Origin of the sequence: Lysinibacillus sp. FSL M8-0134 (assembly GCF_038069745.1) — a bacterium.
GTDB lineage: Bacteria > Bacillota > Bacilli > Bacillales_A > Planococcaceae > Lysinibacillus > Lysinibacillus irui.
On sequence record NZ_JBBPAJ010000001.1, the window covers coordinates 90,969 to 112,134 of the forward strand.

The 21,166-nt window shown below is 37.1% G+C and carries 22 protein-coding genes; 14 read left to right on the forward strand and 8 right to left on the reverse strand.

Features of this window, described 5'->3' with window-relative positions:
• Positions 1-43: 43 nt before the first annotated feature.
• A complete protein-coding gene (locus tag MKY49_RS00515) occupies positions 44-697 on the reverse strand; it encodes a GAP family protein (RefSeq protein ID WP_322605221.1) in 654 nt (217 codons plus the stop codon).
• Positions 687-1,460, reverse strand: coding sequence for a MerR family transcriptional regulator (locus tag MKY49_RS00520; protein WP_341385379.1), 774 nt, complete (start codon positions 1,458-1,460; stop codon positions 687-689). Before MKY49_RS00520 ends, MKY49_RS00515 begins: the two co-directional genes overlap by 11 nt.
• 189 nt (positions 1,461-1,649) lie before the next feature.
• Here MKY49_RS00520 and MKY49_RS00525 point away from each other — a divergent pair, with 189 nt between their 5' ends.
• Positions 1,650-2,354 carry a CBS domain-containing protein gene (locus tag MKY49_RS00525; RefSeq protein ID WP_274795217.1) on the forward strand — a complete coding sequence of 235 codons (705 nt, stop codon included), beginning with the start codon at positions 1,650-1,652 and terminating at the stop codon, positions 2,352-2,354.
• 24 nt (positions 2,355-2,378) lie between these two features.
• Here the strand turns inward: MKY49_RS00525 and MKY49_RS00530 are convergent, their stop codons facing one another.
• Positions 2,379-3,098 carry a YetF domain-containing protein gene (locus tag MKY49_RS00530; RefSeq protein ID WP_274795218.1) on the reverse strand — a complete coding sequence of 240 codons (720 nt, stop codon included), beginning with the start codon at positions 3,096-3,098 and terminating at the stop codon, positions 2,379-2,381.
• Between the two features lie 106 nt (positions 3,099-3,204).
• On the opposite strand from MKY49_RS00530, the gene MKY49_RS00535 reads away from it, so the two are divergent.
• Positions 3,205-4,410, forward strand: a complete 1,206-nt coding sequence (locus tag MKY49_RS00535) for an MFS transporter (protein WP_341385380.1) — start codon at positions 3,205-3,207, stop codon at positions 4,408-4,410.
• Between the two features lie 28 nt (positions 4,411-4,438).
• Here the strand turns inward: MKY49_RS00535 and MKY49_RS00540 are convergent, their stop codons facing one another.
• Positions 4,439-5,125 carry a histidine kinase gene (locus tag MKY49_RS00540; protein WP_274795220.1) on the reverse strand — a complete coding sequence of 229 codons (687 nt, stop codon included), beginning with the start codon at positions 5,123-5,125 and terminating at the stop codon, positions 4,439-4,441.
• Positions 5,126-5,692: 567 nt separating this feature from the next.
• Here MKY49_RS00540 and MKY49_RS00545 point away from each other — a divergent pair.
• The 11 genes from MKY49_RS00545 (at position 5,693) to MKY49_RS00595 (ending at position 15,245) form a co-directional block, all read left to right on the forward strand.
• Positions 5,693-8,104 (forward strand): Na+/H+ antiporter subunit A, encoded by a 2,412-nt coding sequence (locus tag MKY49_RS00545; protein ID WP_341385381.1) that lies wholly within the window; start codon positions 5,693-5,695, stop codon positions 8,102-8,104.
• On the forward strand, positions 8,094-8,516 hold the full coding sequence (locus tag MKY49_RS00550; RefSeq protein ID WP_341385382.1) for a Na(+)/H(+) antiporter subunit B: 423 nt from the start codon (positions 8,094-8,096) through the stop codon (positions 8,514-8,516). The genes MKY49_RS00545 and MKY49_RS00550 overlap by 11 nt, the downstream gene beginning before the upstream one ends.
• Positions 8,517-8,519: 3 nt before the next feature.
• Positions 8,520-8,858, forward strand: coding sequence for a Na(+)/H(+) antiporter subunit C (locus MKY49_RS00555; RefSeq protein ID WP_274795223.1), 339 nt, complete (start codon positions 8,520-8,522; stop codon positions 8,856-8,858).
• Positions 8,851-10,356 carry a Na+/H+ antiporter subunit D gene (locus MKY49_RS00560; RefSeq protein ID WP_341385383.1) on the forward strand — a complete coding sequence of 502 codons (1,506 nt, stop codon included), beginning with the start codon at positions 8,851-8,853 and terminating at the stop codon, positions 10,354-10,356. Before MKY49_RS00555 ends, MKY49_RS00560 begins: the two co-directional genes overlap by 8 nt.
• Positions 10,356-10,838: a Na+/H+ antiporter subunit E gene (locus tag MKY49_RS00565; RefSeq protein ID WP_274795225.1), complete on the forward strand. Its 483-nt coding sequence runs from the start codon at positions 10,356-10,358 to the stop codon at positions 10,836-10,838. The genes MKY49_RS00560 and MKY49_RS00565 overlap by 1 nt, the downstream gene beginning before the upstream one ends.
• Positions 10,838-11,122, forward strand: coding sequence for a Na(+)/H(+) antiporter subunit F1 (locus MKY49_RS00570; protein ID WP_274795226.1), 285 nt, complete (start codon positions 10,838-10,840; stop codon positions 11,120-11,122). Before MKY49_RS00565 ends, MKY49_RS00570 begins: the two co-directional genes overlap by 1 nt.
• Complete coding sequence (locus tag MKY49_RS00575) at positions 11,100-11,459, forward strand: Na+/H+ antiporter subunit G (protein WP_341385384.1); 360 nt, start codon at positions 11,100-11,102, stop codon at positions 11,457-11,459. Before MKY49_RS00570 ends, MKY49_RS00575 begins: the two co-directional genes overlap by 23 nt.
• A 323-nt stretch (positions 11,460-11,782) precedes the next feature.
• Positions 11,783-12,577 carry a transporter substrate-binding domain-containing protein gene (locus MKY49_RS00580; protein ID WP_341386904.1) on the forward strand — a complete coding sequence of 265 codons (795 nt, stop codon included), beginning with the start codon at positions 11,783-11,785 and terminating at the stop codon, positions 12,575-12,577.
• A 172-nt stretch (positions 12,578-12,749) separates the two neighbouring features.
• Positions 12,750-13,409, forward strand: coding sequence for an amino acid ABC transporter permease (locus tag MKY49_RS00585; RefSeq protein WP_036125759.1), 660 nt, complete (start codon positions 12,750-12,752; stop codon positions 13,407-13,409).
• A complete protein-coding gene (locus MKY49_RS00590) occupies positions 13,402-14,124 on the forward strand; it encodes an amino acid ABC transporter ATP-binding protein (RefSeq protein ID WP_274795228.1) in 723 nt (240 codons plus the stop codon). The genes MKY49_RS00585 and MKY49_RS00590 overlap by 8 nt, the downstream gene beginning before the upstream one ends.
• A gap of 305 nt (positions 14,125-14,429) precedes the next feature.
• Positions 14,430-15,245, forward strand: a complete 816-nt coding sequence (locus tag MKY49_RS00595; protein ID WP_322612086.1) for a metallophosphoesterase — start codon at positions 14,430-14,432, stop codon at positions 15,243-15,245.
• Between the two features lie 14 nt (positions 15,246-15,259).
• On the opposite strand, the gene tatC is transcribed toward MKY49_RS00595, so the two are convergent.
• Genes tatC through MKY49_RS00615 form a run of 4 tightly spaced genes read right to left on the reverse strand, consistent with a single transcriptional unit; the run spans position 15,260 to position 18,826 of the window.
• The gene (tatC, locus tag MKY49_RS00600) at positions 15,260-16,108 is read right to left on the reverse strand and encodes a twin-arginine translocase subunit TatC (RefSeq protein WP_312507203.1); all 849 of its coding nucleotides are present in this window, start codon (positions 16,106-16,108) and stop codon (positions 15,260-15,262) included.
• 11 nt (positions 16,109-16,119) lie between these two features.
• Positions 16,120-16,323 (reverse strand): twin-arginine translocase TatA/TatE family subunit, encoded by a 204-nt coding sequence (gene tatA, locus MKY49_RS00605; protein ID WP_036122204.1) that lies wholly within the window; start codon positions 16,321-16,323, stop codon positions 16,120-16,122.
• Positions 16,324-16,351: 28 nt separating this feature from the next.
• Entirely contained in the window at positions 16,352-18,064 is a 1,713-nt protein-coding gene (locus tag MKY49_RS00610) for a GMC family oxidoreductase (RefSeq protein ID WP_274795231.1), read from the reverse strand.
• Positions 18,065-18,076: 12 nt separating this feature from the next.
• Positions 18,077-18,826, reverse strand: coding sequence for a gluconate 2-dehydrogenase subunit 3 family protein (locus MKY49_RS00615; RefSeq protein WP_274795232.1), 750 nt, complete (start codon positions 18,824-18,826; stop codon positions 18,077-18,079).
• Positions 18,827-19,139: 313 nt separating this feature from the next.
• Here MKY49_RS00615 and MKY49_RS00620 point away from each other — a divergent pair, with 313 nt between their 5' ends.
• Positions 19,140-21,149: a methyl-accepting chemotaxis protein gene (locus MKY49_RS00620; protein WP_341385385.1), complete on the forward strand. Its 2,010-nt coding sequence runs from the start codon at positions 19,140-19,142 to the stop codon at positions 21,147-21,149.
• The last annotated feature ends 17 nt before the right edge of the window (positions 21,150-21,166 follow it).

Consider the following 21,166-nt stretch of genomic DNA (forward strand, 5'->3'; position numbering starts at 1 on the left):
CGGTAAAAATCCCTTTTTGACGGATATTTACCGTTTTTTTATTTTAGATCATGCCACCATTGATTAACAAAATTAGGCCAACAAAAAACATAATCCATGAAAGGGCAGAACTTGTACTTTGATCAAAAAGTGATTGAATTTTTCTTAAGGGCTGATGCATATATCGACGGAATAAAAGATGGAAACAAAGCAGGATGATTCCAGGTGTAATCATCATCAAATTGTAACCTGCCAATATTGGTAACCATTCATAGAACGATAAATGATGGCTCGTTAAAATGCCAATTGCTGCAAAGTAAGGGAGAGCTGTTGCAACTTCTAAAATAGAAGTAGTGAAACCTAGGGCTATCATAGCACTAACATGTAAAGTTTTTGGTCTAGGTGCTCCCGTTGTCTTTTTCTTTGGTACTAGCCAACTACCTATGAATAAAATTCCGCCCACAATGGTCATGGTTAAACGAGCAGAGTAGCTGCTTAGCAAATTAGCGATTGGATCAAATATGACATCTAGACCCAGCATTAGAAAAATGCCAGTGCTAAAGTAAAATAGTGCAACAGTTATCAAATAGGTAAGGACAAGTCGCAATTGGTGCTTTTTAGCCACAAGTAATAAATAGACGGTAACACCAATAATAGAGGGACTAAACATATCTAATAAAGCTAAAGCGCCAACCAACAACAGTATTTCATTGCTCATACTTAGGATCACCGAAGGCCTTTTTTGTTTCATAAACATGGAAAGCCTGTTCGATAAAATGCAGAAAATCCTCCTCTAAGGGATATAATCCAATCTGTTCAGATTTTTGAGGAGACTTACGTATTGCCCACATTTTTTCTAAAAATTCTTCATTTCCTTCGAATTCTACTTGTGACTTTTCCATCATTCGTTTAATAATGTTCTGTACTGAAACTGCTTCAGGGCTCTCATTACTAAGTTGTTCTAACTGACCTAACAAACCAATCCATTCTAAAGTATTGGGGTCATTACGATTGACATTAGGAAGTTTTTGAAGAAGTTCTATTTCGGCTGCTGCAAAAATTTGCTTACACAATGCTTGCTTGTTCCCTTGATCTCGATTGGAAAGCTGAATAAATTTTTGAATAAGAGACTCAGTTAACCCTCCCTCAATAGCTGAAGCATTCTTTAATCCGTGTATAGCGTTCTCCATCTGTTGAAGTTTTCTTTGCTCTTCTATTAGAAAAGTTAATTGCTGATCTAAGCTAGCTTCCCAATCCCATGTATTATGAAGAAGTGTTTGAATTTCTTTTAATTTAAATCCTAATGCTTTTAAAAATACGATTTGCTGTAGTGTTTTCAGTTCATTCTCACCATAAATCCTATGTCCTCCATCAGTCCTTGTTGTTGGAAGTAATAATCCGATCTCCTCATAATAACGTAATGTTCGAACAGATATACCAGTTTGTTTTGATACAGTGTGAATCGTAAGCAAAATAACCATCCCCTCTCCTGTTATTGCCATTATACAAAATGACGTAACGTAACTTTCAAGGGGGAAAATACATACAAATGCTAACAAAATTACTTTCTTGGAATTTCCATAACTTAGGAATATAATGGGGATGTAACTCGAAATTTGTCAAATAACTCGGAAAATAAAAAGATCATGTAGAAAGAAGGTTTATACAAAGTGGGAACTGAAAATTCCGATCGTTTTCTGACAGCGTTTAATCGGATAGACCATAGATTAAGAGATATTGTAGGCATAAAGGATTTTATGCCATTTTATCGGCTTATTGATCAAGCGAAGAAAAAAGAGGTATTAGTGAAAAAATATGAAGATGATTTACGCTCATACGCTGATTTGCGAAATGCCATTGTACATCATCGTACGGCTTTAAACTATGTTATTGCAGAACCACATACTGATGTTGTAGAAAGAATTGAATACATAGATGCTACTCTTGCTAAGCCTATGCTTGTAGGGCAAATGTTTCGAAAGAGAGTCTTTGTTTTTCAAGAGAATGATTCACTAGCACATGTCTTAAAAGTAATTCGCCAACGAAAATATACACAGTTCCCTGTCTATTATAATCGACAATTTAAAGGACTTATCACAACCGTAGGAATCACCAATTGGCTTGCTTCAAAGATGGGTGGCGATCATTTACCGAAAGGTATTCCGACGTTGTATGATATTTTAATGCATGAGAAAAATAGGGTGAATTATAAATTCGTCAGTAGATACATTACGATTTATGAGGCAGAGGAAATATTTAAACAGGGAGTAGAAAGAGGTAGGCGTTTTGAGGCATTATTAATAACGGAGCATGGCAAACCACATCAAAAATTAATTGGAATTATTACACCATTAGATATTGTTAAAATTGATTAATAAAAGAACGAGACAAACAAGCAATTATGGGCTTGAATGTCTCGCTTTATCTTTTAAGCTGATATATAAGGAACCATTTGTTTGAACTTGTGCAAAAAAGACATCCTCAACTGACTGCACGTTTTGCTTTTTTAACTTTTTCATTACCCAGTCTTCTGTTAACTCAAGCTCCACAATATTCTCCTTAATAAGCTGACCATCAGAAATAACCTCAGTAGGTAAATAGGTAGGTGGCGAAACATCTGCTTTAACATCCTGCTTCGTAGCAACTTGTTCAGATGTTTTTTGCAGCACACTAAGCTTCCCGTTTGTTTCAAGCAATGCGTACTGGACGTCCTGTACAGAGAAAATGGCTTGCTCTCGTAGCATCATTGTTAGTTCGTCCATATGCAAACGATTTTTCTTTAAAGCTGATTCTAAAATAAGACCATTTTGTACAACAATCGTAGGCTTGTCATCAATCAGTACGCGTGCCTTTTTAGACTTAATTGTAATAATGGTCATTAAATAAGTTAAAGCACTCCACCAAATAAGGGAAATCATACCGTCTAAAAAAGGCGTTTCTTCTTGTGAGGCAATTTCTGAGGCAATCGATCCAAATGTGATACCCGTAATATAATGGAAGAACGTTAGTTGACCTAATTGCTTCTTCCCAAGGATACGAGCCAGAATAAGTAAGACAAAAAATGAAAGCGTTGTTCGAAGAATCATTTCCCAAAAATGAGCATGAATAAAGCTTTCCATGCATATATCAACTCCTTTTACAGCTGTCGAAACATAGCTTGTGCAAAATGATTGATAGTATGCGACAATCAAAAATAACCAAAATTTATAAGAGCGAGGTGGCAGCATGAATAATCAATTAAATGTGGCAAATCCTATCTATCCAATAATGATTGCAATAGGTGTTGCTCACCTAATCAATGATACGATGCAAGCAGTAATACCAGCGATGTTTCCGATATTCAAAAGTGAGTTAGGACTGACCTTCACACAAATTGGACTCATATCATTTGTCTTAAATATATTTGCTTCTGCCTTACAGCCTATTGTAGGGTTTGTCAGCGATAAAAAGCCAATGCCATATGTGTTACCGATAGGAATGATAAGTTCTTTTATAGCCATTGCTATTATTGCGTTCACAACACAGTATTGGATTATTCTTATTGCAGTATTATTTTTAGGCTTTGGTTCCGCAATTTTTCACCCAGAGGGATCTAGAGTATCATTTATGGCAGCAGGCTCTAAAAGGGGACTTGCTCAATCTATTTATCAAGTTGGAGGAAACTCAGGGCAAGCTCTTGCACCATTGATTAGCGCCTATATTTTTGATATTTTTGGTCAGCGTGGTGCAGCAATCGTATTAGTGGCGGCAACTTTTGGAATTATATTATTAAGTAAGATTGCAGGATGGTATAAGAAACAATTGGAGCAAGAACGTGAGGCGAAGAAAAAACGTGTTTTAGTTTCATCATTGCCACCTTTAACAAAGAAACAAGTAGGGATTGCTTTAACTTTATTGTTTACTATTATTTTTGCGCGATCATTTTATACAACAAATATAACAAGCTTTTACGTCTTTTATCTGATGGATCATTATGATGTCAGTCTACGACTAGGGCAAATACTTATTTTCCTCTTCATGGCATTTGGGGTAGTAGGTACATTTTTCGGAGGCTCTTTGTCTGACAGGATTGGGAGGAAAAACGTCATCATCCTTTCTGTTGTAGTACCAATGCCATTTTGTTTAGCATTACCTTATGTGCCATTATGGGCTGCTATGATCTTTTTAGTCATTATCGGTACATTGATTATGATTAGCTTCTCCGTGACAGTGGTCTATGCACAGGAACTCGTCCCTACAAAAATTGGCACAATGGCTGGCTTAACGACAGGCTTTGCTTTTGGTATGGGAGCAATAGGTGCGATGGTTATCGGTGTATTAATGGATCATAAGGGTATTGATTTTACAATGATAGTTGTTTCGTTATTACCTTTATTATTGTTAGTTGCTTTCTTCTTACCGAAGGATAAACCCGCATCTCCTGTAGTTTAATAAAAAAAACGCGTCTAGGACGCGTTTTTTATTGTCTTAATGGGGCTAAAAATTCGGCAGGAAGCTTCTCTTGATCGATCACATAGCCTTCTGAAATATGGACTTCATGCATTTTATCGTTGTAAGTGAACTTGAAAATGCCATTATCAAAATCTGTGCCGATTTCCTTGAAAAATATCCCTTCAATCGATACATATTTAGGGCATGTAAAGGCTACTTTGAAGTCTTCCTGCTCTTTAATTAAGTAAGCACGTACTCCTTTTTCGTATGTTTCATTTGCATCATCATCTGTTGGACGTTGAACAGCAACAATATGAAAATCCACAAAAGGAACTTCTTTTAACAGAACGTTGAGGAAAGAACCTTTAGTAATTTCCTCCCACCTGCTTTGAGCGCTTTGCCCTACGATAATTTGAGAAATTCCATAATTTTTTGCGACTTCTGCAATTACTTTCTGTATGGGGCGTTTTTCATTATCTTGCAAAATGAATTTTTCAACCTCTAGTTCATCTGATAACTTCTTCCACTGCTCAATATAACTAGATTTCTCTGCGTCAAATGCATCAAGGGGTTGCGAATCGACTGAAAGAATATAGAGTGGGCAATCTAGCATGGAGGCCATCTTGTGACCACGACGTATTAAACGTTCGCCATTTAAGCCGTAGTAAACGCAAACTAATATACTTTCATCCAAACGCCCTTTTACATGCTTCATAAAAAATGTACACCTCTTATCTGTTGATATTTTATTAATTTCACTGCTGATTTTGAAAAAATTATCCTAAAACAGCTAAATTCGATGCTGTTACAGTGCATTATGCTCATTTATATTGTATACTTTAAAATGTATAAAAGTTAACGAAAATATATTGGAAAACCCTTGAAGGATAAAGCTTAAATCAATGATTTATAATTATTTAATTTATGCATCATGTGCATCAAAGATAAATTGCTTCCATATGCCACACTATTATGCAGGGAGTTAAAAATATAGTCAAGTGTCTTCATTGTGCTGATATAATTGAGTTGAATTGATTTGCGACCGTATAAATTATTTGATTTTCCACAAGTTATTTAAGCTTGCATCGGGTTAGATGTAACGAAGTAACTAAAAAGGATCCATTTGTTAGGCATTTTAATACCCCGCACCTTCCAATTACAAAAATTTCAAGAATATATCTAATATGTTACTTAGCTTAAACAAAATTCTAAAGTCTTAGCACTTATTATTCCAATTCACCATAAAAATTGCTAGATGATTTTGATTGTAGGAGGTTTTCATTTGGTTACAGTTCTCATTGCGATACTTTTGCCATTTGTTTGTGCTGCTCTAATCCCATTGCTTTATAGGCGACTAAGGCGTGTTACACATCTTGGCTGGTTTGTTTTATCCGTTCCATTCATCTTGTTTGTTTTACTCGCGCGCTATATTCCTCAAATTGCCGAGGGTAAGACGTTTATCCATACATATGAGTGGATTCCCTCTTTTAATATAAATTTCACAACTTATCTTGATGGACTCAGTATGATTTTTGGCTTGCTGATTACAGGAGTAGGTAGTTTAGTCATTTTATATTCTATTTTTTATTTATCAACGAAAGAATCTCTTCATCATTTTTACTGCTATTTATTACTATTCATGGGCGCTATGCTTGGCGTTGTTTTTTCAGATAACTTAATGATATTATACACATTTTGGGAATTAACAAGTGTGTCATCATTCCTATTAATTGCATTTTGGCATCATAGAAAGGCATCACGTGCAGGAGCAAAAAAAGCAATGATGATTACAGTCTTTGGCGGACTATCAATGCTTGCAGGCTTCTTAATGCTCTATGTAGCTTCCAATACATTTAGTGTTCGTGAAATTGTGGCCAATGTAGAAGTTATACGTGATCATGCACTATTTACTCCCGCACTAATTTTAATTTTATTAGGGGCTTTTACGAAATCGGCACAATTTCCATTCCATATCTGGTTACCTGATGCAATGGAAGCGCCAACTCCAGTTAGTGCTTACTTACACTCAGCCACGATGGTTAAAGCAGGTATTTATTTAGTTGCGCGTTTTTCTCCAATCTTTGGTGGAGAATCAATCTGGTTCTGGCTAGTGAGCGTTATCGGTTTAGTAACGTTATTCTGGGGCTCCTTTAATGCTGTTCGACAAACGGACTTAAAAGCTTTATTAGCCTTTTCTACAGTAAGTCAGCTAGGCTTAATTATGAGTCTATTTGGCCTTGGGTCTGTTGGACATTATTATGGCTATGCAGAAAGCTCGATTGTGTATACACAAGCAAGCTTTGCGGCACTATTTCATCTTGTCAATCACTCTACATTCAAAGGTGCTTTATTTATGATGGTTGGAATTGTCGATCATGAAGTAGGGACACGAGATATCCGTCGTCTTGGTGGTTTAATGTCTTTGATGCCTGTAACTTTTACAATTGCAGTAATCGGAAGCTTCTCAATGGCAGGATTACCGCCGTTTAATGGTTTCCTAAGTAAAGAAATGTTTTTTGCAGCTGTATTGGCTATAAGGGATGTAGAAGCTTTCTCTATTGCTGATGTAGGTTTATTTTTCCCTTTCATAGCATGGGTGGCAAGTATCTTTACCTTTGTTTATAGTATGATTTTAATTTTCCGTACATTTTTGGGTAAACTACAGCCTGAAAAAATGGATCGAAAACCACACGAAGCCCCATTTGGCATGTTAATTTCACCCATTATTTTATGTTTATTAGTAGTCGGTATCTTTTTCTTCCCAAATGTGCTCGGCCACTATATTTTAGAGCCTGCAATGGCAAGTATTTATCCTACATTTCCGTCCTCAAGTGAATTAACGCCACATATTCATGCATGGCACGGCATTAATGCAGAGTTATGGATGACGTTAGGTGTCATTATTATCGGTATTATCTTATTTAAAACATTAAAAAGTTGGAAGCCACTGTATCGTATATTTTCTCAAAAGTATACGTTTAACACATACTACAATCGATTGATCGAAATTAGTGAAAATGGCTCTGAGAAGCTCACTCGTAAATATATGACTGGCAATTTAACGCATTATTTTGTCTATATATATGTATTTTTCATTGCGCTTATAGCTGGCTACTTTATATGGTCAGATGCAATGACCTTTCATTTTGACATGGACTCGGTCATTGAGTCTTACGAGTTAATTCTTGTGTTTGTTATGATATTTGCGGCTGTTTGGATGATATTTGCAAAGGGCCGGGTTACAGCGATGTTGTTAAATGGTGTTTTAGGCTATTCCATTGCATTTTTCTTTGTTATTTTCCGTGCTCCAGATTTGGCTTTAACACAATTAGTTGTTGAATCGGTAACAACCGCTCTATTCCTTCTATGTTTTAAATATTTACCGGATTTAATGCCTGAAGCGCCTCCTAAAAGGGTGCAATGGTCAAAAGCGGTGATTTCTATTTTTGTTGGGGCAAACGTAACGATGGTTGGATTAGCAGTAGTGCACTACGACCGCTTTGAGCCAGTGTCCACTTATTTTAATGATGCCTATGAGTTAGCAGGTGGTTCCAATATTGTTAATACAATTTTAGGGGATTTCCGTGCCTTTGATACAATGCTTGAGGTTGTGGTTCTTCTGATTGCTGGCTTAGGGGTTTATACATTAACGAAGCTTAAGCCACGAAAGGAGGAAGCGGATCGTGAAAATTAATGATGTGATATTAAGGACAGTCACAAAGGCAGTCGTGTTCATTATTTTAACACTTGGCGTGTACTTGTTCTTTGCTGGTCATCATGCTCCAGGTGGTGGCTTTATAGGGGGCCTTGTGTTAGCTTCTGGCATTGTTTTATTATATCTCGCTTATGATATAGAGACTGTTCATAAAGGAATGCCTTTCGATTTTAAAAAGGTTGCTGCTCTTGGTGTTTTACTTGCGACTGGAACGGCAATTGGTGCATTGTTTTTCGATGTGCCATTTTTAACGCAGACATATACGTATATAGATGTTCCGATATTTGGAAAAATGGGCTTTTCAACCGTAACTATTTTTGAAGCGGGTGTCGCATTAACGGTTGTAGGTGTTGTTGTAACAATTATTTTAAGTATAAGTGAGGATGAGTAGCCAATGGAATCTTTAATACTTGTTTTAGTCGGTATATTAGTAGCTGTTGCGACGTACTTAATCCTCTCTAAGCAGTTATTGCGTGTAATTTTAGGAACAGCTGTTTTATCTCATGCTGCCCACTTACTGATTCTGACAATGGGGGGTCTTAAAAAAGGGGATGTACCGTTATTAGGGGAATCAGAGGGCCCTTATACAGATGCATTACCACAGGCATTAATTTTAACAGCCATTGTTATTAGCTTTGCTGTTACAGCTTTTGTTCTCGTTTTAGGCTATCGAGCGTACAAAACAAATGGATCAGGTAATTTTGATGAAATGAGAGGTACGCCGGATGAGTAATATGATTGTTTTACCATTAATTGTACCGGTAATTACTGCCATTTTACTGGTATTTTTAAAAGAGCATGTTATTTTACAACGCATCATTAGTTTACTGACTTTAAGCTTTATCGTTATTATTAGCATCATTTTATTACTAGAGATTCAAGAGCAAGGTGTGATGCGAATTGATTTTAGTGGTTGGACACCACCTTTTGGTATATCGTTTGTTGCAGATTCTTTTGCAATATTATTAGTATTAGTGGCCAATCTTGTAGCTGTTATTTGTATGCTATATGCAATTTTTACAATGGAGCTTGGATATGAAAAGATGTATTTTTATCCATTTACTCTGCTTATGGTTGCAGGGGTTAATGGTTCATTTTTAACAGGGGATATTTTTAACTTATTTGTATGCTTTGAAGTAATGTTGCTCGCTTCTTATGCATTGATCAGTCTAGGTGGCGAAAAAATTCAACTACGAGAAGCATTAAAATATGTGTTAATTAATATTGTTGCTTCTTGGATTTTCTTAGTAGCTTTAGCCTTTCTATATGGTACAGTTGGTACTTTAAATATGGCCCATATTTCTGTTCGTGTCATGGAGGCAGGAGCGAATCCTCTCATTACAACAGTGGCGCTAATATTCTTAATCGTCTTTAGCTTGAAGGCTGGACTTTTATTATTCTTCTGGTTGCCTGGCTCCTATAGTGTACCACCAACTGCCATAGCGGCTTTATTTGCGGCATTATTAACAAAGGTTGGGATATATGCACTTGTGCGGACGTTTACATTGCTTTTCCCTAATAACACTGAAGTGACACACATGGCTCTTGGTATAATGGCAGGGATAACGATCGTAGCAGGTTGTATTGGTGCTCTATCAGGGCGCGATGTTAGAACGATTGCTTCATACAATGTGCTCATTGGAGTTGGATTTATAGTCACTGGTTTAGCGATTGGCACAGAGTCTGCTTTACAAGGTGTTATCTATTATTTAATGCATGATATGGTTGCTAAGGCAATGCTTTTTTTAGCGGTGGGCATGATGATTTATGTTACGGGGGAAACGGTCATAGATAAAATGAGTGGGCTTATCAGGAACTATCCCTTTTTTGGATGGATGTTCTTCATCGCCATGTGCTCATTAGCAGGTATACCCCCTTTAAGTGGCTTTTTAGGGAAAGTTTTAATCGGACAAGGAGCAATAGAAGGAGGCCATTTTGTTCTATTAGGTCTAGGATTTTTCTCTAGTTTAATTGTTTTGTATTCACTGCTGCGAATATTCCTTTCCTCCTTTTTTGGAGAAACCATTATTAGCTTGGAAGATGAAAAGCCATTACCCAAGCGAATTTTGCTACCTATAACATTACTGGCTGCTTGTACAATTGGCTTAGGAATTGGAGCAGAGAAATTGGCTCCTTTTGTAACGGATGCGGCAGAAACACTTTATACGCCTTCCATTTATATTGATGCAGTATTAGATGGGGAACTATGGCAAGGTGAGGTGAATAAATAATGGCAATGCAGTTTATATTGAATTTATTTATTGCAACACTTTGGTTACTCTTACAGGATGAAGTGACACCCCAATTTTCGACATTTTTAATGGGCTTTATCGTAGGAGTGGGTATTTTATATGCTATGCACCGTTTTTATGGCACCCAATTTTACTTGCGACGAGTATTTTCCATTATAAAGTTATTATGGCTTTTTAATTGGGAGCTATTTTTATCAAGCTATAGCGTATTAAGACAAATTACAACGCCAAAGCTTACTATTACACCTGGTATTTTCACTTATAAAACAGTATTAAAGGGTGATTGGGAAATTACAGCACTTGCATTATTGCTTACACTAACACCAGGTTCTGTCGTTATGGAAGTATCAGAAGAGGGGGATGTTTTTTATATTCATGCCATGGATATTGAACAGTCCAAAGATGCTGTCATACGCTCTATTGGGAAATTTGAACAAGCAATAATGGAGGTGACACGTTAATGATTGATAATATTTTACTTTTAGCACTGGCTTTCTTTAGTATCTCCATTGCATTATCGCTGTACCGTGTTATTCGTGGTCCATCAATGCCTGATCGAGCTATAGCTCTTGATACAATTGGCGTAAATCTATTATCAGCCATTGCCATCGTATCAATAATTTTAAAAACAAAGGCATATCTAGAAGCTATTCTTATTTTAGGTATATTAGCGTTTATTGGAACAATTGCCTTTACAAAATATATAGAAAGAGGTGTGATTGTTGAACGTAAATCAAATGATTGAGTGGGCAGCAGTCATCCTTATTCTTATAGGTTCAATTGTGAGTATGATTAGTGCATTTGGTATGATTCGCTTACCAGATGTCTATACACGATCACATGCTGCTACCAAAAGCTCCACGTTATCAGTATTAACATGCCTATTAGGTGCATTTATTTACTTTTGGGTGCATGATGGCTTTGTCAGTGTACGTTTAATTTTAGGTATTCTATTCGTCTTTGTGACAGCTCCCGTCGCAGGACATTTAATTTGTCGGGCCGCCTATCGTTCTCGCGTTCCATTAGCAGAAGGCTCTGGAGAGGATGAGCTAAAAGCTAAGCTATTTACAGAAGAAAAATAAGCGCTGGACCTCCATATGGGGGTCTTTTTTATTAACTCGAAATTTTAATTTTTTACTTACCGAACGATGGATAATATTCGAGCTTTCGGAAAATAGTATAGTAAAGCCTTTATGAAAAATAAATAAATTGACTTGTCTGAAAATTATGTATATAATATTTCACTAAATTTTTTTTAGTTTGTCTTGATTATTATTTCAAAAGAGTATATCTTAATTAGCAGATAGATTTTTTATTCTTTAACATGAATAAATATCCAATCGACTATTTTCGAGAAATGTATTCTCATACACAATAAATTATAAATAAAAGGAGAGTATAAATGATGAAGAACAAGTTATTCTTGTTAATGCTTGTACTTGTAATAGGTGTACTTGCAGCATGTGGCAGTAAAGATAATAATGCTAGCAATGCAGGATCAAATACTAATACAGAGGACAAGCAAGTATTAAAAGTTGGTACATCAGCTGACTATGCACCATTTGAATATGTGGACGCAGCGAAAGGCGAAGAAATTATTGGCTTTGATATTGATTTAATCAAGTTAGTTGGCGAAAAAATAGGCGTTGATATGCAAGTGCAAGATATGGACTTCAATAGTTTAGTACCAGCGCTACAGGCAGGAAAAATTGATGTCGTTATTTCTGGTATGACGCCGAACCCAGAACGTGAAAAAGTGGTTGATTTCTCTGATAAATACAATGAAACAGAGCAAGTAATCATTGTTAAAAAGGATAGCGGTATTAAAAAAGAGGCTGATTTGGCTGGTAAAAAAATTGGTGTACAAACAGCATCTATTCAAGAAAATTTAGGTAATGAAATCGCGAAAAAAGTAGATGTATCAGTAGAAGGACGTACACGTATTCCTGAGATTATTCAAGATATGATGTCTAAACGCTTAGACGCAGGTATTTTAGAGGGTGGCGTTGCGAAAGGTTATTTAAAAACAAATGATCAATTAGAAGCCTTCCCTGTAGAAGAACAACCAGAAGATTTCAAAGCGATCGCGGTTCCAAAAGGAAGCGATTTAAAAGATAAAATTAATAAAGCATTAAAAGAACTAGCTGATGAAGGCAAAATTCAAGAGCTAGAAGAAAAATGGTTAGAAAAAGTTGAATAATTAAAGCATGCGATAGCTCCTATTTGGGCTATCGCTTGTGCTTTTCTTTTTATCAATTCCGCCTCGGCATAACCTCGTCTGGATTTATTTATGAAATTTCTGTATTTGAGATTGTACATTCGGTGCAAAAAATAAAAGCTGTATTAAGTTGAAAAAGAAAGGAGGGAGCGCTGTGAATTTAGATTTTACGGCGATTGTTCCCTCTATTCCTTATATTTTAAAAGGGATAGGTGTTACACTTCAAATTGCAATCGGTGCATCCATCATCGGTTTTATTGTAGGTATACTTTTAGCATTATGTAAAATTGGAAAGGTCAATGTTTTACGTTGGTTTGCAGATTTCTATACGTCGATTTTCCGTGGTACACCACTTGTATTACAATTATTAATTATTTATTATGCAGTACCACAATTATTAGATATTCAAATTGAACCTATACCAACAGCCATTATTGCGTTTGGTCTAAACTCGGGTGCTTATATTTCGGAAATTATCCGTGCCGGTATTAATGCAGTGGATAAAGGGCAAATGGAAGCAGCACAAGCTCTTGGTATTCCATATGCAAAAATGATGAAGGATATTATTATTCCACAAGCAGTAAAAAATATTTTACCATCTTTAGTGAATGAATTTATTACATTAAATAAAGAAACAGCTGTTGTAACAGTTATTAGTGCATTAGATATTATGCGTCGCGCCTATATTGTAGGGGGTTCAACATACCGTTATCTTGAGCCATTACTTTTTGCAGGGGTCATCTATTATCTCATGACGCTTGTTTTAACGTTCCTTGGTAAACGAATTGAGAAAGGAATGAGAAAAAGTGATTAAAATTGAGGATTTACACAAATCGTATGGACAGAATGAAGTATTAAAAGGTATTTCAACTGAAATTAAGGAAAAAGAAGTAATTGCGATTATTGGACCTTCTGGATCAGGTAAATCGACCTTTCTTCGCTGCTTAAACTTGTTGGAAACTCCTACAAGTGGAAAGGTAACGATTGCAGGTGATGTCCTTACAGATAAAGGGACAAATATTATGAAAATACGGGAAGAAGTAGGGATGGTATTTCAGCATTTTCATCTTTTCCCTCATAAAACAGTGCTCGAAAATTTAACGTATGCTCCAATCAATGTTAAAGGAATGGACAAGGCTGCTGCAGTGAAAATGGCTGAGGAGTTACTAAAAAAAGTTGGTCTTTTTGAGAAGCGTCACGAATATCCAAATCGCTTATCTGGGGGACAAAAGCAACGTGTTGCTATTGCACGTGCACTAGCGATGGACCCTAAAGTCATATTATTTGATGAGCCTACATCAGCGCTTGACCCAGAAATGGTTAAAGAGGTATTGGATGTTATGAAAAGTCTTGCAGATACTGGTATGACCATGCTCATTGTGACGCATGAAATGGGCTTTGCTCGTGAGGTTGCTGATCGTATTCTCTTCCTTGATGGCGGCAAGCTTATTGAGGACGCATCACCCGAACAGTTTTTCACAGCCCCATCAACACAGCGTGCGAAGGATTTCTTAGAGAAGGTTTTATAAATAACGAAACGCATTTAGCTCTCCTACCTAATTGAGTGCTAAATGTGTTTTTTTATTAACAGGAATAGGGAAAATTTCTGTTCCTACAAATAGGAAAGGATTATAGAGACTATATTTTAAAAAACTATGCTTATAATCTAGTGAATTAGTATTGAAGATCTTCTATCACTTTCGGTAGGATAGCTTATCCCAATGCATTCTTTGTAATTTCGGTGCATATACTTACAATCACTCTGTTTTTTGCTTATAATAGAGAAGTCAGAGTTTTTTTCTGAAAAAAGTAGCCACAAAGTGAGCGATTGCGATTGAAAAAATTATTATATGGTATTTTCTTTGTCGTTTTTATAGTCATTTTTTTGTACGTAAACAATCACTGGCTCGTTGTAAGTAAGCATGTGTTCGAATCGGAAAAAGTGCCTGCTAGCTTTGATGGGCTACGCATAGTACAAGTATCAGATTTACACGATGCCCTCTTTGGCGACAACCAAAAAAATTTGATTGCTAAGGTTAAGGCTACGAATCCTGACTATATTTTTATTACGGGTGATGTTATTGATAGCAATCGCTATGATTTAGAACAAAGCCTTCAGGCAGTGAAAGGACTAGTTGCAATAACGGATGTTTATTATGTACTGGGAAATCATGAAGTAGCGACGAATAAGGTGAATGAAATTTATGAGGCGCTGTCATCGTTAGGGGTACATATAATGGCCAATGAATCGACTGTTTTAGAGCGCGACGGGGAGCGTTTGGCGATTGTTGGAATTGAGGATCCGTTAATGGGTAGACCAACAGAAGACATGCTGGACATTGCAACAGCTTATTTACCAGATGACATGTTTAAGCTGTTACTAGCGCATCGACCAGAAGTATTTCATACGTATGTAAATTATCACATAGATTTAGTCTTTTCGGGACATGCGCATGGTGGGCAAGTTCGTATTCCTGGGCTTGGTGGTCTAGTTGCACCAGGTCAGGGGCTGTTTCCAAAATATACGGCTGGTGTCTACGAAGCTGCATCCACTAAGATGGTAGTTAGCCGTGGATTAGGCAATAGCTCTGTACCCTATCGCATTTTGAATCTTCCAGAAATTATTGTGATGGATTTAAAGAAAAAATAAGCACTGCGTTCAATTTACGCAGTGCTTTCAATTTGTTTACGTTCTATACGTTTGACAAGGTATATGCTTATTTCATACAAAATAATCATCGGTATTAACACAAGGAGCTGACTAATGAAATCAGGTGGCGTGATAACAGCAGAACCTACGCCCATTGCGATGTAAGACCAACCTCTTATTTTTTTCATGGATTCAGCAGTTAGTACACCAATGGCTGATAAGAAAAGGGCGACAATCGGTAACTCAAATAATAAGCCAAGTGGTACTGTGGTCATGATTAAAAAATGCATATATTCACTCGCTGATACCATGACATCGAAATTAGTTGCTCCTATGCTCACTAAAAACGAGTAACTTAGCGGGTTTACAACAAAGTAACCGAAAGCTATTCCTAATAAGAAAAGGACTAGCATAATTGGTGCATAGAGACCTAGAAAGCGGCTTTCCTCTTCCTTTAACCCTGGTTTTATAAAACTCCACAAAAAATGAACGAGAAAAGGCATAGAAAGACCAAATGCTAAAGTAGTTGAAATAGTCATATAAAATTTAACGACCTCAAGGGGTCCTAATATAATGAGAGAATGGCCTCGAGTTACAAAGGGAAACCAAATATTGATAGTAGAGAAAACCACAATAAAAAATAAAATAAAAACAGTTAACCCTTTTATAATTTGCTTACGTAGCTCAGAAAGGTGTTCAAATAGGGAATTAACAGGTATAAGTGGTTCATCTGCTACATGCTCCTGCTCCTCAACTACTACCGTTGGCATTTCAACTAAAGCCTCCACTGGTGGGGGAGGCTCAGTTTTTGGTTTATCGAGAGGGCTTAAATATTTTCTTTTTCCATCTTCATATGGATCCATAGGAAACCCTCCTACGAAGCATCAGATTTTTTTTCGACCTTTTTCACTGAATCATCATCATCGTCTATAAGCCCCTTAGTGGACTTTTTGAATTCTGCAAACGTTTTACCAACTGCTCCACCGATTTCGGGCAATTTTTTTGGACCAAATACAATTAACACAATGACCAAAATAATGATTAATCCAGGTACTCCAATTGCTCCAAGACCTCCCATAAGTCTTGCCTCCTTTAAATTAAGGTATTTACACTAAAGAACCGCCAGATTGACTATATTTTATAACCCCTTCCGCACAGCGGTATGCAAGTGCTCCTAATGTGCCTGTTGGATTGTACCCACTATTATGTGCAAAGTTACCAGCACTCACTGCGAAAAGATTATCAACATCCCAGTGTTGTAGATAATTATTCACGACGCCTTGTTCTGGAGTTAAACTCATCACTGTTCCACCCGTGTTATGCGTTGTTTGGTAAGGTACGATATTGTAATCCTTAATTTCAGCATTTGGAACAATCGTTTTAGCGCCCATTTCTTTCATAATGTCAGCTGCACGTGCAGAAATATATTTATGAAGCGCACGATCCTGATCTGTAAAGTTGTATGTCAATTGTACTAACGGTAAGCCATAAGCATCCTTGTAGGTTGGATCCAGAGATAGATAATTTTCTTTATGTGGCATAGATGCTCCCTGTGCACCAATCCCGAAGGAGCGTGTATAGTAATAAATAGATTGCTTTTTAAATTCTGGTCCCCAAGTAGGTGTATCTGGTGGTGTCGGATTTGAGCCAATTGGACGGGCACCTGTCTGAGTAAGGGCAAGATTTCCTCCATGAATAAAATCTAAATCACTATGATCAAAATTATCCCCATTGTAGTCATCTAGACACACACCTAAAGAACCTGCTCCCATAAACGTATTGTATTGTTCATCAAAGAATCCAGCAGCACCAGGTAAAATTTGATAGCAATAGTTTCTACCAAGTGTACCTTTGCCAGTAGTAGGATCGTATCTTTCTCCAATGTTAGAGACCATTAATAGCTTGGCATTATTAAAGACATAACTAGTTAAGACAACAGCATTAGCGGGCTGAATGAATTCTTCTCCAGACACGGTATCGATATATCTTACACCAGTAGCCTTATTGCCTTGCTTTAAGATTTCGACAACATTCGAGTTGTAGCGTAAATCAAAATTACCTGTCTTTAAAGCGGTAGGAACAACCGTAACTTCTGCAGAAGATTTGGCACCATATTCGCAACCAAAGCGTTCGCAAAAACCACAATATTGACAAGCATTGATTGTTTCACCATCAGGATTTTTATAAACCTCTGATAAGTTGGCGGATGGCACCATATAAGGTGTTAGCTTTAAGTTTTTTGCAGCTTTTTCAAATTGCGTAAGCATAGGTGTTTTTTTCATAGGACCTGTTGGATAAGGATTTGAACGTTTACCACTAAATGTGTTTTTGTCATCCCCTGAAATACCAGCGGTTTTTTCAAACTTATCCATATAAGGTTCAAGCTGATCATATGTTAAACCCCAATCTTGAATGAGGTAATCCGGACCGAGTTTGTTTGGCCCATAACGTTTATCTGTTAGCGTTTTGATTTGAAAATCATAGGGTAAGAAACGGAAAGTCATTCCATTCCAATGGGTACTTGATCCACCAAGGCCTTCTCCAAGTAAAAAGGAGCCTAGCTGGCGCATTGGCAAAGCCTTCATATTACGATCATTACGGAAGCTTACCGTCTCTTTGGATAAATTTTGCATTAAATCATATCGTATGGCATAGCGGTATTCATCATGAACATTTAAATAATCTTCGGTACCACGCTTTTGTCCGCGCTCTAAACCGACCACCTTTAGGCCAGCTTTGGCACATTCAGCAGCAACGATACCACCTGTCCAACCTACACCAACTGTTACAACGTCTACACTCGGCAATGTTTTAGCCATATTCTAACCCCCTTAATGGTTGCCTAATGGATTAGGCTCAATTTTTTGGAACTTTGTATCTTCTATTTGTGTAATATAAGCCATTTGGTGGCCAGGGAAGCCCTTCATACGCCAGCCATCCATATTACGATTTCCTCCATACATTGGATCGGAATAGGCACCCTCTAAAGTAGCCGCGCGTAAGAGTGTAAAGAAGAATGCAGATGTAACTCCGACCATTTCTATGTCACCCTTTTGAAAGGCTGTTAAAATTTCATCCATTTGTTTTCCATCTAAATCATTAAAGCTTTTTTTATATCGCTTTTGAGCTTCATCCTCCATCGTTTGAATGCCCTGTCTAAAAATCTCTGCTCTTGTTAGGCGACTTTGATAACCTTGTGTAGGGGCACCTACGTCAAATGGCCCTTGCATATACTCTTTAGAGTTACTTCCATAATTACCTGCAAGTTGATGATCGATAAAATAGGGAACATCCAAGCCTATAGCACCTGGCCCTAAATCATCTTCTGGGAAGATGCGTTCTGTAGCATTTGATAAGATACTAAAATCTCTTTCATTTCTAAAAAACATCTTAGCCTTTGGTGAACCAGTAGCCTCATTTGTTGTTCCATGCCCACCATGCTCCAGAGTAGAAGTTCCTTTACCATGGATGTTGTAACCTACTAGCCCTCCTATTAATCCACCACCGACTAATGTACCAGCAGCAATACCTGTTGTTTTCAAAAAGTCTCGACGCGAAACATTGTTTTTGTCTGAACTCATGGAAATCCTCCCCTCAAAATGTTTTAAACTGATTCTATCTTTAATAATCAGCAAAAAATGTGGATTATAATCAATTTTTGTTGGAAAAAGTTTTAATTTCATCCAACAGCGCAATATATTCTGTCTTTCTAAAGCGAGTTTTGTCCTATAAGTTGAAAATTTGTAGAAAATGGTTAGCACTATATCAATAGTATAAATGGTATTATTATACATTTATTAATCAAAATGGAAAACTTTTGTTGACTTCTACTTTTGGTGACTTTACTCTGTAGTTATAAATAAGCGAAATAGTATAGCTAAAAGTGGAAGTAGTGTGATAAAAGGAATGTGGATAAAAGGTATTGGTGGTAAATTAGTCGTTGCGATCATAGCGCTTGTGTTTGTAACATGTGGTACGCTTGGTCTATCCACCTGGATAAATAGTACGAAGGCAATGAATGAACAAGTGGAATCCAATTTGGTATCCAGAGCAGAGGATGTTTCAAAATACATAGAAGAACACTTCCAGCTAACATTGGTAGAAGTTGAGGCAATTGCTGAGCAAGAGGCAGTTCGTAGTATGGACTTTGCAAAACAAAAACAATATTTGTCAAAGCGTCTTGCTAATAATGAAAATTATTTAGGATTTGGCATTATTAAAGCAGATGGGGTTGCCCATTATTTAGATGATACAACCGCAGAATTAGGTGATCGTAATTATGTAAAAGAAGGCTTTACAGGTAAGTCAGTTATGTCTGACATAACAATTAGCCGTGTAACGGGTGAACCAGTCATTTTAATCGTTTCACCAATTAATACTGTCACAGGCGAGCAAGCTTTATTATTAGCTCGTATTGATGGCTATTATTTATCCAATATTGTAGAGGGCATTAAAGTTGGAGACAATGGATATGCATTTATGCTCGATGCCAAAGGGACTATCATTGGGCATAATAATCATACCTATGTGAAGGAGCAGAACAATCCCATCGAAGAAGCCGAGGAAACGGGTGTCATGACAGGCAGAGCATTAGCTGCAAAAGAAATGATTGCTAATAAAAGCGGCTACTTTTCGTTTAAAACAGAAGATACAGGAACAAGCTTAATGGGCTTCCATACGCTTAATAACGGTTGGAAAATGGGAGTTATTGCTTTAGAAAACGAGATGTTTACAGGACTATCTAAGCTAAAGACGAACTTTATTGTCACAACCATTATTGTTTCGATACTGGGCCTTTTCATTTCTTTTGCTATTTCGCGTTCTGTCAGTAGACCACTCCGTCACGTGCTGCGTATAAGTGAAGGCTTATCAGAAGGTGACTTTACACAAGAGATTCCTGAGAAATATTTGAAACGAATTGATGAAATGGGGACAATGTCACGTGCATTAAATCGCATGACTGATAATATGCGAGAAATGATAGCGAAAGTGAGCCATGAAGCGACCGCAGTGAACGATGCCTCATGTGATTTAATGGGAGATGTAATTGCAGTCACAAAACATTCTGAGCAAATAGCTGGTGCAATTAGTGAAGTAGACAGAGGGGCACAGAGTCAAACCTCTATGGCAGAAGAAAGTGCCTCAGCTATGGAACAAATGGCGCTTGGCATACAAAATGTTGCGGAAGTTGCTTCAACAATTGCTTCTAATACAGAATTTATTTCCCAGAAAATTAGTGAAAGTAACGATGCAGTGCAGCAATCTATTTGTCGTATGAGTGAGATTCAGCAAGGTACGACAGCTGAGCTAACCATTATTCACAAACTAGAAAAGGAGTCAGAGGAAATTAGCTTAATTTCTAAAATGATTACCGATATTTCTGATCAAACCAATTTATTGGCACTAAATGCTTCTATTGAGGCTGCTCGTGCAGGAGATGCTGGTAAAGGTTTTGCTGTTGTTGCCGATGAAGTTCGTAAGCTATCAGAGCAAACAGCAGAATCTGCTATTAAAATTAATGTGTTAATTCAACGAGTTCAATCCTACACATTAGAAGTAGTAAAGGCTGCAGAATCTGGTGAGCATAACGTGGAACGTGGATTAGCTTCAATCGAGGCAGTAGGAAATCGCTTCGAGGAAATGATACGAGCAGTTGGAGAAATAGCAGGCCAAATTGAAGAAATGAATGCTTCAGCTGAACAAATGTCTGCAAATACTGAAGAAGTTTCAGCCTCTATGGAAGAAATGGCAGCTACAGCACATGCGGCTAGTGACTATGTGCATGAGGTAACAGCTTCCACAACGGAACAGATAAAAACAGTCACAACGATGAATAATCAAACCGAGAAGTTATCAGAAATGGCAAAACGTTTATATGGAGCCATTCAAAAATTTAAATATTAAAGAAGTAGGAGCTGTCG

What these genes read in the sequence shown, in the direction of transcription:
- MKY49_RS00515 (WP_322605221.1), bottom strand. Translation starts at nt 697, where the DNA reads ATGAGCAATGAAATACTGTTGTTGGTTGGCGCTTTAGCTTTATTAGAT.
- MKY49_RS00520 (WP_341385379.1), bottom strand. Translation starts at nt 1,460, where the DNA reads ATGGTTATTTTGCTTACGATTCACACTGTATCAAAACAAACTGGTATA.
- MKY49_RS00530 (WP_274795218.1), bottom strand. Translation starts at nt 3,098, where the DNA reads ATGGAAAGCTTTATTCATGCTCATTTTTGGGAAATGATTCTTCGAACA.
- MKY49_RS00535 (WP_341385380.1), top strand. Translation starts at nt 3,205, where the DNA reads ATGAATAATCAATTAAATGTGGCAAATCCTATCTATCCAATAATGATT.
- MKY49_RS00540 (WP_274795220.1), bottom strand. Translation starts at nt 5,125, where the DNA reads ATGAAGCATGTAAAAGGGCGTTTGGATGAAAGTATATTAGTTTGCGTT.
- MKY49_RS00555 (WP_274795223.1), top strand. Translation starts at nt 8,520, where the DNA reads ATGGAATCTTTAATACTTGTTTTAGTCGGTATATTAGTAGCTGTTGCG.
- MKY49_RS00560 (WP_341385383.1), top strand. Translation starts at nt 8,851, where the DNA reads ATGAGTAATATGATTGTTTTACCATTAATTGTACCGGTAATTACTGCC.
- MKY49_RS00565 (WP_274795225.1), top strand. Translation starts at nt 10,356, where the DNA reads ATGGCAATGCAGTTTATATTGAATTTATTTATTGCAACACTTTGGTTA.
- MKY49_RS00570 (WP_274795226.1), top strand. Translation starts at nt 10,838, where the DNA reads ATGATTGATAATATTTTACTTTTAGCACTGGCTTTCTTTAGTATCTCC.
- MKY49_RS00580 (WP_341386904.1), top strand. Translation starts at nt 11,783, where the DNA reads ATGAAGAACAAGTTATTCTTGTTAATGCTTGTACTTGTAATAGGTGTA.
- tatC (WP_312507203.1), bottom strand. Translation starts at nt 16,108, where the DNA reads ATGGATCCATATGAAGATGGAAAAAGAAAATATTTAAGCCCTCTCGAT.
- tatA (WP_036122204.1), bottom strand. Translation starts at nt 16,323, where the DNA reads ATGGGAGGTCTTGGAGCAATTGGAGTACCTGGATTAATCATTATTTTG.
- MKY49_RS00610 (WP_274795231.1), bottom strand. Translation starts at nt 18,064, where the DNA reads ATGGCTAAAACATTGCCGAGTGTAGACGTTGTAACAGTTGGTGTAGGT.
- MKY49_RS00615 (WP_274795232.1), bottom strand. Translation starts at nt 18,826, where the DNA reads ATGAGTTCAGACAAAAACAATGTTTCGCGTCGAGACTTTTTGAAAACA.